This is a genomic window from Lacipirellula parvula (genome assembly GCF_009177095.1).
In the GTDB taxonomy this organism is placed as follows: Bacteria; Planctomycetota; Planctomycetia; order Pirellulales; family Lacipirellulaceae; genus Lacipirellula; species Lacipirellula parvula.
The window spans coordinates 6,576,622-6,592,569 of record NZ_AP021861.1; the positions used below are offsets into that span (position 1 = coordinate 6,576,622).

A 15,948-nucleotide genomic window follows, 5' to 3' on the forward strand; every position below is an offset into this window, starting at 1 on the left:
CGGGAGCGTTCGCTCCGCGGGCGCCGCATTAGCTCAAGATGAAATCCGCTCGATGTCCCACGGCGTCACGACGATCCGCCGGCAGAAGCCGGTGTGGCTGCGGACGTATTCGAGGTGGGCCGCATCGGCGGCGGTGGCGTGGAGTCGTTCGGCGAAGGCGGCGCGATCGACGGCGGGCCAGCCGAGGTATTCCTCAGGCCAGACGGTTTCCGTTTCGAGCACAAGGGCTTCGCGGTAGGGATCAAACGTATCGGGCATGGTAACGCAACGCCGTGGAAGACGAGGGTAAAGACCGCACGAAGGAAGCCAGTATACTAGGGGCCGCGGTGCAAAAGTAGGCTGCCGGGCGGGGCGTCGGGCACGCTGCGAAAGGCAGAAAAGGCAACCGCCAAGGACGCCAAGGTTCGCCAAGACAACACGGAGAGGGACGGAACCGCCGATGAACGCGGATTAACGCAGATGGGATTTATTGGCGTTACTCGGCGTTCACTGGCGGTTCCCTATTAAACATGCAGATCTCCGGCCGGCTGATCATTGTGGTGATGTTCGCACTCGCGATTGCGATGTCGGGGGGGGCGTGGCTTTACCAGTACAGCTACTCGCGGCACTCGGCGGAGTTTTGGGGGCCGGCGGGGTCACTCATTGTGAAGTCGCCGGAGTTGCAGTTGCTGGAACTGGCGCCCGCGGATTCGCCTGCCGAGGGCGAGGACGCGGGGGCAGAGGTTGATCTCAGCAATCAGGTGGCGGGGCGGAACGTGGTCGATCACCACGACCTGCGGAAGAAGCCGGGGCTGATTCATCTGCGGCATGTGTTCACGCAGGATAGCAACTTCGTGTGGGACGAGCGTAGCGTGGAGCCCGTTGATGGCGGGAAGCGGGAGTGGGCGTACGCCGTGCGGTTCGTCGATGGGGAGGCGGAGCAGATCGTGCTGTTCACGCGCGACTTTGAGCTGATGGGGAAGCTGTCGGCGGATGGGGCGACGGTGGAGGTGCTGCCTTGTGCGCGCATGGCGGGGGCGGTGACGACGTATTTGCGCGATGTGGGGGCGCTGGAGCGAAATTCCAACCGTGAGGTCCCCTCCCCTTGAGGGGGAGGGCTAGGGAGGGGTGACAGCAGCGGGTACCAGGGTTCCTCCCCCTCCCCAGCCCTCCCCTCCAGGGGGAGGGAGCCAGAACATTTCTCTTCAATCTGTCTCCGACAAAGATTGCTGTTGAATAAGCTTCTTCGCGCGACGTTGGGGCCACGGTCGGCGGCGTGGAGGGCGCCCCCCGGGCGGAGCTCGGTGCTAAATGGGGCGGGAATCGCACCGCTAGCATCTTTGGCGAATGGTCTGGAGGCGGGTGGGGGCGGGTTCTATACTCCGCGGCCCACTATCGGCGTTGCTTGCGGTCGCGCGTGGCCCCCGGTTTGAAGAACCGGGGGCGAAGACGTGCACTGCTGGGCGCCGGGAACTGAATTGCCTCGACGGGAACTTTGCCATGCGATCGATCGCCATCATCAATCAGAAGGGGGGCGTCGGCAAAACGACGACCGCCGTCAATCTGAGCGCCGCTCTCGCCGCCAGCGGGGTCCGCGTCGGGCTGATCGATCTCGATCCGCAGGCTCATGCGTCGCTTCACTTCGGCCTGGGCCCGCAGCAAGATCTGCCGAACACGTACGACTTGCTCACCGGCGAGAAGACGCTGGGCGACTGTTGGCAGTCGGTGGAAGAAAACCTGTGGGTCGCGCCGTCGCACATCGATTTGGCCGCCGCCGAGGTGGAACTCGCCGGCGTCGTCGGTCGCGAGCTGATTTTGCGCGACGCCCTCACGGAGAACGCCGCGGCGCAGAACTTCGACCTCGTGCTGATGGATTGCCCGCCATCGCTGGGCATTCTCACGATCAACGCCCTGTCGGCGGTCGACGACGTCTTCCTGCCGCTGCAGCCCCACTTCCTCGCGTTGCATGGTCTCAGCAAGCTGCTGCAAACGATCGACTTGGTGCATCGCCGGCTGAACGACCGCCTGCGACTCGCCGGGGTGGTGCTCTGCCTGTACGACTCGTCGACGAGGTTAGCGGCGGAAGTGAGCGCCGACGTTTCGGCTTACTTCTCCGAAGGCGCCGAGCGACAGCAACCGTGGCTATCGGGGCGGTTGTTCGCCTCGCGGATTCGGCGGAACATTCGCCTGGCCGAGGCGCCGAGCTTTGAGCAATCGATCTTCAAGTACGCCCCGACTTCAGCGGGGGCGGAAGATTACCGCGCGCTGGCGGACGAGGTGCTAGCACTCTACGGGCTGCAGCAGACGCCGGTCGTTCAGGCGGCGTAGTTCTCTGGTCCCTCTTCCTCGAAGGGAGAGGTTAGGCGAGGGATTTCTGCCCCGCGTTGGGTAGCGCGAACATCCTCGCAACGATCGCTGATCTAGCCACCGTGCCCCTCAGGCATGCCCTTCTAGCGGTCCTTTCAGGGCGTGCATCTACCGTTGGGTAGCGCGGCGAATTGGGCGGCGGTCGCTAATCCCTGCCCCTCCCTTCGAGGGAGGGGAGTTTGCTGCGGCTGCCGCGCGGGAAACTGCGCAAACTCTTCCTTGCGCGCAACCTCTTCCTGGCAAACCTGCGCGATTATTCCAGTCATTCGACCGATAGCAGCAGAAACATCTGTGCCGGACGCGACATGTCGCGAACTCTGCCGGCGGTAGCGGTCGATTGGATCATGCGGGGGAGGATGTAGCCGTCGTTGTCGAAGGAATCGACGGCTGCATCGCTCAAGACACCTCGCTCCGCGGATTCCGCGACGCCACGACCGACCCAGGCGGCGTCCTCCGTGCGGGCGAACTCTATGCACAGGAGATTGCGTCCGATGCGATTGTTCAACGACCTAAGAAGGGGGCTGCTCGCGGCGTCATCGCTCGCGACGCTGCAGGTCGCCGTTCCGGCGTACTCACAGCAGTACCCCGCGTATCCGCAAACCGCTCAACCCTACGCCCAAGCGGCGCAGAACCCGTACACGCTGCCGCAAGCTGCGGTGCAACAGTACGCGGCTCCGACCGCTGCGGCCCAGCCAGTGGCGACGCCGCCAGTCGCGGCCACGGCACCCTACCAACAGTTTTCGGCTGCTCAGCAACAAGCCACTGCTCAAGCGGCGCAGCAGTACAACGCGGCCGCACAGCAAGTCGGCCAGCAGGTGAACACGGTCGCCCAACAAGCGAACCAACAATACACCGCCGCGACTCAGTACGTCGCTTCGCGTCCGGCGCCGGTTTACGGCACGTATCCAGCGACGCAGCCGGTTGCTCAGGTCGCGACTCAACCAGTCGGGCAGAGCTATCCGACGCAAACCTATCCAGTCGCTCAGCAACCGGTTCAAGCTGCGGCCCAGCCGTCGGCCTTCCAACAGGTTTACCCGCAAGCCGGGGCGCCTGTCGCTCAGCAACCAGTCATGCAGCAACAGCCGGTCTACGTCGCTCGGGCGATGCAGAACCCGACGCCTGCGCCGGCTCCTGGCCAGCCGATGACGCTCAACCCGCCGACTGAGGCGGTCCCTCCCGGCGCGATCATGCCGACCCCGGCGCCCGCTCCGCAAGCTGTGCCGTCGCCCGACTACGGCTACCCGTCGGCCGGATATGAGAGCTATCCCTCGGGTTACGGCGCTGCTCCGCAAGGGGCCGGCTGTGCCACGGGCAACTGTGCTCCCTACGGCGCCGCCGAGTACTCGACCTACGGCTGCGAACAGCCGGGCATGACCGATCGTCTGCTTTGCCGCAACTCGTGCAACTACTGGTTCGGCGGCGTCTACGGCCTGCTGATGCAGCGTGACAGCTCGGATAAGTACAACCTCGGCATGGTCGACGACTCGATGCCGGCGAACGGCTACCCGACGATGCCGAACATTCCGGTCGACACGACTGACGTCGATCCCGGCTTCCAAGGAGGCGTTGAATTCCGTCTTGGTCGCACCTTCGGCGGCGTCGCTGGCGACCCGTGCGGTTGCACGCCGTGCTGCCCAGGCTGGGGCGTGGAAGGCGTCTACTGGGAAATGTTCGGCGCGACGCAATCGTTCGACTACATGCCGAGCATGCCGTCGGACTACTACTCGATGATGCCGATGCCGGGTCTCGAGTACAACGGCGGCGGCGGTTACATGCCGATGAACAACTTCTGGAACTACGGCCCGCCAGTCGGCAGCGGCACCTACTCGATCGATGACGTCCGCGTTCGCAGCAACTTCCAAGCTCGCAACATCGAACTCAACCTGCTCCGTCTCAACCTGTGCGGCTGTGCCCCGATGTGCGGCCCGTGCGGCGGCTGCGACGGCGGCTCGTGCGGCGTGGGCGGCGGCATCGGCGGCGGAGCGGGCGGTTGCAGCACGGGTTACTGTGCTCCGAACCGCTACAACCTCACCGGCGTCTGCGGCGTGCGGTACCTGGAACTCGACGACTACTTCATGTACGGCGTCAACTACAGCGGCGGCACGACGGGCTACCTCGACTACAACTCGCGGACCGAGAACAAGCTGCTGGGCTTCCAGCTCGGTTCGAACGCCATGTACCGCATCGGGTGCAAGTGGGGCTTCCACATGAATACCTTGGTCGGTCTGTACGGCAACGACATCAGCACCCACCAGTACATCAACTCGACGACCGGCAACATTCGGTACATCTCGAGCGGCGACGCGTTCAACGCGATGGCCGACAAGACCGACGTCTCGATGCTGGGCGAGCTCCGCGTCGGAGCGAGCTACCAGATGACGTGCCACTGCCGTCTGTACGGCGGCTGGCGTGCGATGGGCATCACCGGCCTCGCCCTGGCCACGAACCAAGCTCCGAACCAATGGCTGACCTCGGGCCAAGGTTCGACCTACGTGAACTCGGGCGGCTCGATGATCCTGCACGGCCTGCAAACGGGCATCGAGTGGAATTACTAAGTGCGACGGCTTGGACGCCGCTGCGGACTGGTCGCTTAAGCGACCAGTCCAATGGGGCGACCAGGCCGAGTGTTTGAGACCCCCAACCCCCTCCCTTCCCCCAGGGAGGGGTCTAGCGGGCGACTACCCGCCTCCCCCGCGACAGTCGCCCGCCACAACTGGAAGCCCCGGCCTTTCCCCCAAGGTCGGGGCTTCTTTGTTTGGTGGGAGGAAGTTGCGAGTTACGAGTTGCGGGTTGCGAGCAGATCGGCTGAACGCAGGCTCCAGCTCGGCCGGAAACCCGGGATTTGCAATTAGACGACTGGCCAATTAAATTCGACCGACGGCGTCCAGTTACCCCGCGGCGAATGGTTGGCTCCATGGCGACGACTGCAGATCCGCTGAATCTTGACGAAGCGGCCCGCGCGGAGATCTTGCTCGCGCTGACGCCCGACGTGGGGCCGATTCTGCGGGCCCGTCTGCTTGAACGCTTCGGCGTCGCGGCGGAGGTCTTCGCCGCGTCCGAAGCGGCGCTGCAGGGGGTGCAAGGCATCGGGCCGAAGATCTCGCGGCGGATTCTGGGCGCTCGGCATGAAGTGCAGCTCGATGCTCAGCTCGCGATCGCCCGCGAGCATGGGCTGCGGATCTTGTTGCCGCAGTGGCCGGGGTACCCGCGGTCGCTGCAGGAGATTCCTGACCCGCCCGGCGTGTTGTTCGTCCGCGGCGAGATCGAGCCGGCCGACCAGATGGCGGTCGCGATCGTCGGCACGCGACGGGCGACGCACTATGGCAAGAAGCAGGCCGAGCGGCTTGCGGCGGGGCTGGCTCGCGCGGGGATCACCGTGGTGAGCGGCATGGCCCGCGGCATCGACGGCGCCGTGCATCGCGCTGCGATGGCAGCGGGCGGCCGAACGATCGCGGTGCTCGCGAGCGGCGTGCTTAATCCGTTTCCGCCGGAGCATGTGAAGCTGGCCGAGGAGATCGAACAACAAGGCGCCGTGCTGAGCGAAGCGGCCCCGACGATGCCACCGCTGGCGGGGATGTTCCCCCAGCGGAACCGCATCATCAGCGGGCTGACGATGGGGACGATCGTCGTCGAAGCCGCCCTGCGGAGCGGCGCCCTCATCACCGCGCGGCATGCGATGGAGCAAGGCCGCGAGGTCTTCGCCGTGCCGGGACCGGTTGATAGTCCTGGTTCCGCCGGCCCGCATCATTTGCTGCGCGATGGGGCGAAACTGGTCACCTGCGTCGACGACGTGCTGGAAGAACTCGGCCCGCTGGCGGAGTCGGCGCCCGATCAGCGGGGCGGCACGATTCGCGTTGCTGCGGAGGTGCTGCTCAACGACATCGAGCATGCGGTGCTGCAAGCGATCGAGCCGACGGGGTCGATGCTCGACGACGTGGCGGCGAGTTGCGAGATGCCAATCCACCGCGTGCTAGCGACGGTGAGCGTGCTGGAATCGCGACGGCTGGTGCGGAAGGTGGCGGGGAATCGGGTAGCTCGGATTTGAGAATCTAGCGGCACGATGAAACCCGCTACAATGTGGCGTATGTATTGGAACCCAACGCCCGCGATTGCTCTGGTGTTCCTGTTCTTAATTGGCTCTGCCATCTCAAGTGCGATGCTCAGCCTGCTAGGAGCCTTCATTGGCTCAAGGCGTCGTGATTGGCCTCCCAGCGACGCGGCAAGGTGCAGCGGCAGCGTCGCCGGATGCATGCTGAGTGCTTTTCTAATCGTCAGGGTGCTATGCGGTGACGACGCCGTATTACTGGCTGCAGCGCCTATTGCTGGCGTTACGGTGGCGTGGGCTGTAGCTCGTCTCGTCGCCGCAATAAAAAAAGCCCCGTAATACTCAAGCACGAGGAACGCGGCGGGGAATCGGGTGGCCAGGATTTAGGCTGCTGGGTAGGAATTTTGACCGGCTCGAGGGGTCGCTCCGGCGGGTCGTTGCCCCGCGGCTGACGGAGTGTCCTCCGATTGATCTCTGGCGGCTCTTAAAATGAGACGAACGCCTGGAGGCGACCTGCCGGTTTTGCACGGCTTTGCAGTTTTTGGCAGTCAGGAAATCCCTCGGGAACCCGCGAACCACCCCCGGGGGCGGTGACGTAAGACCATACAGAGGGCCATCTTTGCCCCGCTTTTTGGGCGGACCGTCGCGCCCGCTTCTATACCCCTGGCATGCCACTTGCATCCCTCCTGATCCGTACTCGCGGAGGGTCGACATGGCCTTCAGCGGGTGCCAGCCGAACGAATCAATCGTATGGCTTGGCCTGCTTCGGCGGGCAATTTCCGCGACCCATGGAAATGCAACTGTTAGAATGCTCGGGTCGGCGGAATTTTGATCAGGACGGCTAGGAGGAGGGATTTTCTCCTAGTAACACCGTCGAACTCTCTGAATATGAGGAGTTCGTAGGATGAAAAAGAACACCAAGGAAGAATTGAACCGCACCAACACGTCGTCGGCGCAGGGTCTGATGGATCCGGTCGCCGTCAGCGACGAACAATTGTTGCAATCGTACCGCGAAGCTAGCGATCCGACCGTCTTCTCGGAGTTGGTCTCTCGCTATCAGCGTGAATTGTATAATTACCTCCGTCGGTTCCTGGGTGACGCCACCCTGGCCGAGGATGTGTTCCAAGCGACGTTCTTCCAGGTCCACCAGAAGCGCGATTCGTTCGAGGAAGGCCGGAAGTTCCGTCCTTGGCTCTATACGATCGCCACCAACCAAGCGATCGACGCTCAGCGGCGAAATCGTCGTCACCGTCGATTAAGCTTGAACCAACCGCACCAAGCCGGCAGTGAGTCCGTAGGAACATTGATTGACTTGGTGGCGAGCGAAGGGGGCGACCCCGCGCTGGCCGTTGAGAGCGGCGAAGAGGGCGCCTGGGTGCGGGGCGAGGTCGAGGCCTTGCCTGAACCTCTCCGCAACGCGGTGAACTTGGTTTACTTCGGGGGAATGAAATACCGTGACGCAGCCAAGGTCATGTCGGTACCGGTTGGAACGGTCAAAAGCCGTTTGCATGCCGCTATCCAACGACTCGGCCAAGCGTGGCGCGACGTGCAGCCGGCTAGCCGTTCGTAAGGGGACGTCATGCAAGGCCAGCGTCCAATCTGCCGCTGCCGTGGAGATGAGTAACAACAACAGGCCTGCCGCACCTAGCGGCGGGCCTGTTTTATTTGAGTCGCAACTTTTCTTTGAGTCGCAAGCGCATATCGCACGCGGACGGGACTTGCCGCGATGACTGAAGACCTGATCGCCTACTTGATGGACGACTTGTCGCCGGAGCGCCGCGCGGAAGTCGAGGCCAAACTTGAAACCGACGTCGTCTGGCGTTGGGAACTCCAGCGTCTGCGCGAATGCATGACGGCGGCCGACGGCGATGCAAGCTCGTGCGACGATGCCGCGCCGGCGCCTGCTGCGTCCGCAGCCACTGCTTTAGCAACCATCGACGACTCGAGCATCCACGATTCGAAAGTCGACGTCGAGCCGCCGCTCGACCTCGTGAAGAAGACTTGCTGCTTCGTCGAAGATTCGGCGAGCGGGAAGTTCAAGGTCGAAAAGAAACGCTGCTCTAAGAAGCAAGCGGCGTTTACCGCCGAGACGGTTGGAGCGTGCAAACGTTCGTGGAGCCTCGCGGACGTGACCGTGGCGAGCGGCGTGGGGCTGATTCTGGCGGCGCTCATTCTGCCGGCGGTGCAGAACGGCCGGGCCGCGGCGCGCAACGATCAGTGCGCCAACAACATGGGCAGTCTTGGAATGGCGATCGAGAACTATGCCGGTCGCCACGCTGGCTTGATGCCGGCGGTCAATCGCAACGAACCGTCGATCGCGTTTTTTACACGACTGGTCGATGACGGGGACCTAACGCCGCAGCAAGCGTTCCAGCTGAGCGCTTGCCCCGATTCGGTACAGGCCCAAGAACGATTCGCGGACGGTGCGCTAAGTCGTTTGCCGTCGACGATGGAGTTGAGCAGCGTCACCGGCCTGCAGCTGTTGAAGTTGATCGCCTTGGCGAACGTAAGCTACGCTGCCCCTGTGGGCTACTTCAACGCTGAGGGCGAGATTCAGCCGCTGAAGTTCAACCCGGGCGCCGAGGCGCCGCTGATGACCGATGCCCCGACGATCGGGCCGACGGCCCTGCGTTCGAACAGCCATGGCGGCTGCCGGCAGAACGTGCTGAGCAGCGCCGGGTGCGTGCGGCCCTATACGCTGTGCGTCCTGTCGCAAGAAGACGAGCGGATGCGCGACATCCATCTGAACGACGCTGGCTTGCCGGCGGCGGGGAACTCGCCAGACGATATCTTCCTGGCGCCGCCGAACTTCGGCCCGGACGGTCCGGTTGGCGTCGGCAACGCGACGAAAATTCAATTCGAGATTATCTTTTGCCCCGTGATGTCGCGGTAGCGCGAGCCTCTTCTAGCCCCGGGCTCTGCCCGGGGGTGGGCATCAGGCAGGGACGACGTACCACGGCATGGTGCGCGACCCCCGGGCGGAGCCCGGGGCTAGGAATGCGACGCCCCTCAGCTGAGCCCTAGGCTTTCTTCGCTGCCCAGGTCCGTTCGCGTTCGGCGACCACTTGGCGAATGTGATCGAGGTCGTCGTTCGGCGTCGCGCTGATCAGCTTCCGCGTGTACGCCTCGCGCGGATCGCGGTAGATCGCTTCCGACGGGCCGAACTCGACGATCTTGCCGGCGTTCATCACTGCCATCATGTCGGCCATGAATTTTACGACGCTCAGGTCGTGGCTGATGAAGATGTAGGTCAACCCGCGGGTTTCTTGCAGCCGCTTCAGCAGGTTGAGGACCTGGGCTTGCACGGATACGTCTAGTGCCGAGACTGACTCGTCACAGATGAGGAACTCGGGCTCCACAGCGATCGCGCGGGCGATGCAAATGCGCTGTCGCTGGCCGCCGGAGAACTCGTGCGGGTAGCGGCGGAGGTGGGCCGTTTGCAGGCCGACTTCTTCGAGCAATGCCGCGGCGCGGTCGCGGCGTTCTTTGCGGTTCGCGCCGATCTTTTGAATCACCATCGGCTCAGTGATCGCGGCTTCGACGGTCATCCGCGGGTTGAGCGAGCCGTAGGGATCTTGAAAGATGATCTGCATGCGGCGGCGCATCTGCCGTAGGTCGGAGGAGCCGAGCGAGGCGACGTCGACGCCGTCCAGCCAAACTTGGCCGCCGGTTGGTTCGACGAGTCGCAAGATCGCCCGGCCAGCGGTCGTCTTGCCGCAGCCCGATTCGCCGACGAGGCCGAGCGTTTGGCCGCGGTAGACGTTGAAGCTGATACCGTCGACGGCGCGGACATGGTCGACCGTGCGCGCGAGGATGCCGCGGCGGACGGGGAAGTGAACCTGCAGGTTGTTCACGGCCAGCAGCGGCTTGGTGCCTTCGGGGATGTACTGCGTATCGGCGGCTGGCGTCGCGCCGACGGCGTGACCCATCGCGGCGAGTTCGCTCGGCGGATGCAACAATCGGCCGCGGCCGTGCGTCTTAAGTTCGTTCAGCCGCTTGGCGTCGAGTTGCTTCTCGGTGATCTCCAGCCGTCCGTCGACAACGCGGCTCGACATGAAGTCGTCGACCGTCGGCAGCAGCTTGTAGGGCGTATCGAGACGCGGCCGGCAGGCGAGCAGCCCCTTCGTGTAAGGATGCTTCGGGTGGGCGAAGATATCGAGCACGCGGCCATACTCGACCTCCTCGCCGCGGTACATCACTAGCACGTCGTCGGCAATTTCGGCGATGACGCCTAGGTCGTGCGTGATGAACAAAATCGCCATGCCGCGCTCGTCGCGGAGCTTGCGAAGGATATCGAGAATCTGCGCCTGGATCGTCACGTCGAGCGCGGTGGTCGGTTCGTCGGCGATCAGCAGCTTCGGATTGCACGAGAGGGCCATCGCGATCATCACGCGCTGCTTCTGGCCGCCCGACATTTGGTGCGGGTACGAGTCGACGCGCTGTTCGGGGTTCGGGATGCCGACTTCCTTGAACAGCTCGATCGTCCGCTGCCGAGCTTCGGCCTTCGTCACCTTTTGATGGAGCAGAATCGCCTCCATCACCTGATCGCCGACGGTGAAGACCGGGTTGAGCGAGGTCATCGGCTCCTGAAAGATCATGCTGATCTCGCGGCCGCGGATGGACCGCATTTCCGGCTCGGGCAGGCGGACGAGATCGCGACCGAGGAGCGCGATGCGGCCCGATTCGATTTGCGCCGACGACGCGAGCAGCCGCATGATCGAAAGCGAGGTCACGCTCTTGCCCGAGCCGCTCTCGCCGACGATGCCGAGCGTACGGCCGGGCTCAATGCGGAACGACACCCCGTCGACGGCGCGGACGACGCCTTCTTCGGTGTGGAAGTAGGTCTTGAGGTCGGCGACGTCGATGACTGCGGTGGACATATCTGTCACTCTACGGATTTACCACGACGGCACAACGGACACGACGAAAGACAAAGGGACGAGTGGGTTGATCTTAATCGCATTTCCGTCGTGTTCGTCGTGTCGTCGTGGTTCTAATTAGTGGGCGTCCTGCCGCAGGCGGGGGTCGGTGGCTTCTTGGAGGCCTTCGCCGATCAGGTTGTACGCCAGGACGGTGAGGAAGATGGCGACGCCGGGGAAGACGATGAGCCACCAGGTTTGTTCGATCGAGTTGCGGCCCGCGGCAAGGAGCGTGCCCCAACTTGGATTTGGGGGCGAGGCGCCGAAGCCGAGGAAGCTGAGGCCGCTTTCGATGAGAATCGCATCGGCAATGCCGAAAGTGATCGGCACGAGTACCGGGGCCAGAGCGTTCCGCAAGATGTGCGTGAACATGATTCGTCCCGAGCCGGCGCCCATCGCGCGAGCGGCGGAGACGAATTCCAACTGCTTCAGCTTCATGAACTCGGCGCGGGTGAGCCGAGCGATGCCCGTCCAGCCGGTACAGCCGACGATCACCATCAGGTGAAAGTTGGTGACGCGATCGAGCAAGGCGACGAGCGCCAAGATGAGCACGAGCGAGGGAATGCACATCACCACCTCGATGAGTCGGCTGACGAGCACGTCGACCCAACCGCCGAAGTAGCCGGCTAACGCTCCCAACGTAATGCCGATCGCGGCGGCGATGCTCATCGACACGAAGCCGACGCTCACGGCGGTTTGCGCGCCGTGAACCATCGACGCGAACACGTCGAATCCCTGCACGTTCGTACCGAACCAGTTGTATCTACTTGGCGGGCCGTTGCTCGGGTTCTCTGGCGTGTCGGGCCACACGAGGTCGCCGCGAACGCGGCGGTAGGGATCTTGGTAGACGAGCGGCCAGATGGCCCAGCTCTCGGGATCCTTGGCCTTGAGGTTCTGTAAGTAGCTGCCGCGGAAGCGATCTTTGTTGAAGACGGGATTCTCCCACGAGCGGTTGTAGTACCACATTGCGGGGAAATAGAGCTCGCCTTTGTAACGAACCACGATCGGCCGGGTGCCGGCGATCAGCGGAGCCGCGGCGGCAATCGCCGTCAGCGTGACGACGAACGCGAGGGCGACGACGGCTAGCTTGCGTTTGCGAAACCGCCGCCAAGACTCGCGCCAGAATCCGGCGGATGGCTCGACGGAGGCTGCGAGTTCAACTTCGACGGCGGGAGGCGTGGTCAGCATCTTCTAACTTGCTAGTTGTAGGTCACGCGCGGATCGACCACGGCGTAGAGGATGTCGGCCAATAGTTGCCCGGCGAGAGTCAGGACGCTGAACATCAACGTGAGCCCCATGATGACGTTGTAATCGCGTTGGCCGATCGACTCGAAGTACAGTCGGCCCATACCGGGCCACGAGAAGATCTGCTCAAGAATGACAGCGCCGCTGAACAGCGCCGGCAGCGAGAGGCCAACCAACGTGACGAAGGGGATCAGCGTGTTGCGGAAGGCGTGCTTCCAGATGATGGTTCGCGGAGCGACCCCCTTGGCTCGCGCGGTGCGGATGTAGTCTTGCCGCAGCACCTCCTGCATATTGGCGCGGATGAAACGCGAGTAGAACGCCAGGCTGCCGTAAGTGAAGCAAATGATTGGAAGCGTCGCATGCTTCAGCAAGTCGAGAGCCTTGCCGCCGGCGCTCAACGTGGCGTAGTCGTCGGACGTCATGCCGTAGAGCGGCAGCCAGCCGAGTTTCACGTAGAACAGCAACTGCAAGTACAGCGCCGCTACGAACGCCGGCAGCGAATACAGCATATACAGCGCGGTGCTTGCCGTTCGCTCAGACGCTGAGTCGGCATGGGCGCTCGACCACAAACCGATCGGCACCGAAAGCAGATACGCGAGCACCAGCGAGGTCGACGAGAGCAGCAATGTCGCTGGCATGCGTTCCAAGATGAGCGAGCTGACCGGCTTGTTGTTCCGCGAGTACGAGAGGCCGAAGTCGCCCTCCAGCACGTTCCCCATCCACAGAAAGTAGGCCTGGTACCACGGCTTATCGAGACCGTAGAGCCGATTAAGCTTCTCCACGGCCTCTGGGCTCATCATCTTGCTCGGGTTCATCTGCGCCATGTCGCTAGTGAACGGCGTCCCCGGGATGTGCCGCACCAGGGCGTACACCAAAAAGGTGATCAACACCAACGTGATCACGCCAATGCCGAGGCGGCGGATGATGTAACTGATCATGGAGTTACCGCGAAGCTGAAACGTCCTGTTTCGTCGAGTTCGAGCATAGCCTTCCAACACTGTCGGCGACGGCCGTCACGAGGAACGAAGCCGTGACGATTAGGGAGTCGCGGCCGGGACGAACAGGCTGTTGAATCCGGGGCTGTACTTGAACGGCCCCAGGGCCCCGAAGTTGTAGCCTCGCAAGCTCTTGTTGAACCCAAAGAACGCGTTGCGGTAGAAGAGCCACGTGACGGGCTGATCTTCCCAAAGTTGCAGGTGGATGTTGCCGTAGATCACCGCGCGTTTGGCGGGATCAAGCTCTCGCAGGCCTTCGACGAACAGTTGGTCGACCTTCGGGTTCGAGTATTGCCCGTAGTTGCGTTGAGCGCCGGTGCCGTAGATGTTCGACTGCATCGAGGGATCGGTTCCCGCGCCCCAGCCGCCGAGGCAAGCGTCGAACTCGTGCTTGATCAACTTGTCTTGCATGACGACGAATTCGGTCGGCTTCACGTTGGCGATGACGCCGATCTGTTCGAGGCACTCTTTCATTAGCGTCGCGGTTTGAATGCCGGTTTCCGTTTGCGACGTCATCAGCTGGAACTCGAACGGCACGAGTTGGCCGTCGATTTCTTTGTCTCGGACGCCGTCGCCGTCGCTGTCGGTCCAACCAGCTTCTTCGAGCAGATCTTCCGCCTTATCGAGATTCTGCTTCATCAGTTCCGGCGGGTTCTTCGGGAACATCCATGAAGTCGGGTGGAAGGTCCCCTGCCCTTGCTGATACAGCCCGTGCGTGATCGTCTTGATCAGCTCGTCGTAGTCGAAGGCGTAAGACATCGCCCAGCGGACGCGTGAGTCGCCGAAGAAAGGGCTTGGCGATTTGCCGTCGGGCGTCCGTTCATTCCACTCGATGTGGAATTCGGTCCACTCGGGAGCCGTTACCTTGGTGTTCTTGGCGTAGAAATCGTCGCCGCTGGTTTGATCAGCCCATTGCTCAGCACGAAATTCCATCTGCTGGATGTCGCCCGACTTCAGGGCGAGCAGCGCGGTGTTCATGTCCTCGATCGTCTTCACGCGCACTTCGGCAAAGTTTGGCTTGTCGCGGACTTGCTTGCCGTCGTGCATGTAGTAGCTTTCGCGCCGGCGGACGACGAATTCTTCGCCCCGCTTGCGGCTCACGTATTCGTACGGTCCGGCGGTAACGGGTTTGGCCTCTTGCTCGGTGTGATAAGCGCTGCGCTTCAGCGACGGATCCTCGACCACGGACTTTTCGTAGATGTGCTGCGGCAGAATCGGGAAGTTGATGTTGGTGACGTTCGTCGCCAATGGTTCCTTATGGAAGATGACGACCGTGTGATCGTCGTAGGCTTTGACCGCCTTGATCTGATCGGTGCCGCTGCCGCGAATAGCGGGAATCACCAGCAGCGCGTGGTCGGACATGATCAGCTTGAACGTGAACTCGACGTCGTAGGCGGTGAACGGTTTGCCGTCCGACCAGGTCATGTCGTCGCGGAGGACAAAGCGGTCGACCATTCCGTCTTCGCTCGTCTGCCACGAGACAACGACATCTTTCGGCGCGAAGTTCTTCAGCTGGCGATCAAAACTCATGATTGCGATGCCGGTGAGATCGCCGAACTCGCCATCGGTCACGCTGCTTTGAAACAGTGGGTTGGTGCTGTTGAGATCGCCGCCGGCATGCCGCACAATCTTGGCGCCGTCATTGACGCCCTTCCCCCCTTCGGGCTGCAGCACGCCCATGGCGGCGAGAATCTTTGCGTTGTTCTCGGGCGAATCGTTGCGGAGCTTCAACGCTTCCTCGGCGGTGAGAGCCGGCGCTGGTTCATCTTTCTTCTCTTCGCGGAGGAGCGCCATGCCATCGGCCACTTGGCCCTCCTTCCACTGGAGTTTGTCGAGTTCCTCCAGCGAGGGCGGTTCGAACTTCGGCAACGCATTGCCTATTACAAAGGGCGCCGCAGGATCGAGATTCGTCTCGGCGGCCGCGTCTGCTTCGTTCGATTCCTTAGCTGATGATTCCTTGGCTGCGTTCGCCTCGGTAGCAGGCGTCTCAGACTTCTCAGCCGCCGCCTTCTCGGCTGTCGGCTTCTCGGCTGCTGGCTTCTTGGCGGTTGGCTCCGCGGGCTTCGACGAACATCCTGCGGTCCCCCACAGCATCAATGCAGAAAGAAGAAACGATAGCGGCCGGAGGGAGCTCGATGCTGGCATGTGGTTGAATCCTACCCTCGGGCAAGGCCACGAGGCTGAGGAGAGTGGGCAAGTTAGCGTGCAGGCAAGTTGGGCAAAATCGCCCCTTTCGGGTGGATCGTAGCCCAATTCTTCGGCGCGGGTCAATGAGAGTCGAGGGGACCGCGCGTAAGCCGCACTACGGTCCCCTGCCCCGCTGCGAATGGCTGCCAAGCCGCAACGGACATTTCACCCCGCCGGCTCGCAGCTAAATGGGCGTGGCAGATTGGCGGAC

12 protein-coding genes are annotated in these 15,948 nt (G+C 62.8%); 6 read left to right on the forward strand and 6 right to left on the reverse strand.

Annotated features, from left to right (window positions below; genetic code table 11):
- Positions 1–33: 33 nt before the first annotated feature.
- A complete protein-coding gene (locus PLANPX_RS25665) occupies positions 34–258 on the reverse strand; it encodes a hypothetical protein (RefSeq protein WP_152101478.1) in 225 nt (74 codons plus the stop codon).
- Positions 259–509: 251 nt separating this feature from the next.
- On the opposite strand from PLANPX_RS25665, the gene PLANPX_RS25670 reads away from it, so the two are divergent.
- Both PLANPX_RS25670 and PLANPX_RS25675 read left to right on the forward strand, forming a co-directional pair.
- Entirely contained in the window at positions 510–1,088 is a 579-nt protein-coding gene (locus PLANPX_RS25670) for a hypothetical protein (RefSeq protein WP_152101479.1), read from the forward strand.
- 391 nt (positions 1,089–1,479) lie between these two features.
- Positions 1,480–2,307: a ParA family protein gene (locus tag PLANPX_RS25675; protein ID WP_152101480.1), complete on the forward strand. Its 828-nt coding sequence runs from the start codon at positions 1,480–1,482 to the stop codon at positions 2,305–2,307.
- A 301-nt stretch (positions 2,308–2,608) separates the two neighbouring features.
- On the opposite strand, the gene PLANPX_RS27605 is transcribed toward PLANPX_RS25675, so the two are convergent.
- Positions 2,609–2,746: a hypothetical protein gene (locus PLANPX_RS27605; RefSeq protein WP_172992337.1), complete on the reverse strand. Its 138-nt coding sequence runs from the start codon at positions 2,744–2,746 to the stop codon at positions 2,609–2,611.
- 91 nt (positions 2,747–2,837) lie between these two features.
- Here PLANPX_RS27605 and PLANPX_RS25680 point away from each other — a divergent pair, with 91 nt between their 5' ends.
- The 4 genes from PLANPX_RS25680 to PLANPX_RS25695 all read left to right on the forward strand — a co-directional run bounded on the left by PLANPX_RS25680 (position 2,838) and on the right by PLANPX_RS25695 (position 9,284).
- Positions 2,838–4,901, forward strand: a complete 2,064-nt coding sequence (locus PLANPX_RS25680; RefSeq protein ID WP_152101481.1) for a hypothetical protein — start codon at positions 2,838–2,840, stop codon at positions 4,899–4,901.
- Between the two features lie 359 nt (positions 4,902–5,260).
- Positions 5,261–6,391, forward strand: a complete 1,131-nt coding sequence (dprA, locus tag PLANPX_RS25685; protein WP_152101482.1) for a DNA-processing protein DprA — start codon at positions 5,261–5,263, stop codon at positions 6,389–6,391.
- A 904-nt stretch (positions 6,392–7,295) separates the two neighbouring features.
- On the forward strand, positions 7,296–7,961 hold the full coding sequence (locus PLANPX_RS25690) for an RNA polymerase sigma factor (RefSeq protein ID WP_232536245.1): 666 nt from the start codon (positions 7,296–7,298) through the stop codon (positions 7,959–7,961).
- A gap of 156 nt (positions 7,962–8,117) precedes the next feature.
- On the forward strand, positions 8,118–9,284 hold the full coding sequence (locus PLANPX_RS25695; RefSeq protein WP_152101483.1) for a DUF1559 domain-containing protein: 1,167 nt from the start codon (positions 8,118–8,120) through the stop codon (positions 9,282–9,284).
- 127 nt (positions 9,285–9,411) lie between these two features.
- Here the strand turns inward: PLANPX_RS25695 and PLANPX_RS25700 are convergent, their stop codons facing one another.
- The 4 genes from PLANPX_RS25700 to PLANPX_RS25715 form a co-directional block, all read right to left on the reverse strand.
- Positions 9,412–11,271, reverse strand: coding sequence for an ABC transporter ATP-binding protein (locus PLANPX_RS25700; protein ID WP_152101484.1), 1,860 nt, complete (start codon positions 11,269–11,271; stop codon positions 9,412–9,414).
- Between the two features lie 117 nt (positions 11,272–11,388).
- Positions 11,389–12,498: an ABC transporter permease gene (locus PLANPX_RS25705; RefSeq protein ID WP_152101485.1), complete on the reverse strand. Its 1,110-nt coding sequence runs from the start codon at positions 12,496–12,498 to the stop codon at positions 11,389–11,391.
- A gap of 11 nt (positions 12,499–12,509) precedes the next feature.
- Complete coding sequence (locus PLANPX_RS25710) at positions 12,510–13,493, reverse strand: ABC transporter permease (RefSeq protein WP_152101486.1); 984 nt, start codon at positions 13,491–13,493, stop codon at positions 12,510–12,512.
- Between the two features lie 99 nt (positions 13,494–13,592).
- Positions 13,593–15,695, reverse strand: coding sequence for an ABC transporter substrate-binding protein (locus PLANPX_RS25715; RefSeq protein ID WP_232536246.1), 2,103 nt, complete (start codon positions 15,693–15,695; stop codon positions 13,593–13,595).
- Positions 15,696–15,948: the final 253 nt, after the last annotated feature.

Bases quoted from the DNA above. Each gene is read 5' to 3' on its own strand.
- PLANPX_RS25690 (WP_232536245.1), top strand. From the start codon at position 7,296: ATGAAAAAGAACACCAAGGAAGAATTGAACCGCACCAACACGTCGTCG.
- PLANPX_RS25710 (WP_152101486.1), bottom strand. From the start codon at position 13,493: ATGATCAGTTACATCATCCGCCGCCTCGGCATTGGCGTGATCACGTTG.
- dprA (WP_152101482.1), top strand. From the start codon at position 5,261: ATGGCGACGACTGCAGATCCGCTGAATCTTGACGAAGCGGCCCGCGCG.
- PLANPX_RS25665 (WP_152101478.1), bottom strand. From the start codon at position 258: ATGCCCGATACGTTTGATCCCTACCGCGAAGCCCTTGTGCTCGAAACG.
- PLANPX_RS25715 (WP_232536246.1), bottom strand. From the start codon at position 15,695: ATGCCAGCATCGAGCTCCCTCCGGCCGCTATCGTTTCTTCTTTCTGCA.
- PLANPX_RS25675 (WP_152101480.1), top strand. From the start codon at position 1,480: ATGCGATCGATCGCCATCATCAATCAGAAGGGGGGCGTCGGCAAAACG.
- PLANPX_RS25705 (WP_152101485.1), bottom strand. From the start codon at position 12,498: ATGCTGACCACGCCTCCCGCCGTCGAAGTTGAACTCGCAGCCTCCGTC.
- PLANPX_RS25680 (WP_152101481.1), top strand. From the start codon at position 2,838: ATGCGATTGTTCAACGACCTAAGAAGGGGGCTGCTCGCGGCGTCATCG.
- PLANPX_RS25670 (WP_152101479.1), top strand. From the start codon at position 510: ATGCAGATCTCCGGCCGGCTGATCATTGTGGTGATGTTCGCACTCGCG.
- PLANPX_RS25695 (WP_152101483.1), top strand. From the start codon at position 8,118: ATGACTGAAGACCTGATCGCCTACTTGATGGACGACTTGTCGCCGGAG.
- PLANPX_RS25700 (WP_152101484.1), bottom strand. From the start codon at position 11,271: ATGTCCACCGCAGTCATCGACGTCGCCGACCTCAAGACCTACTTCCAC.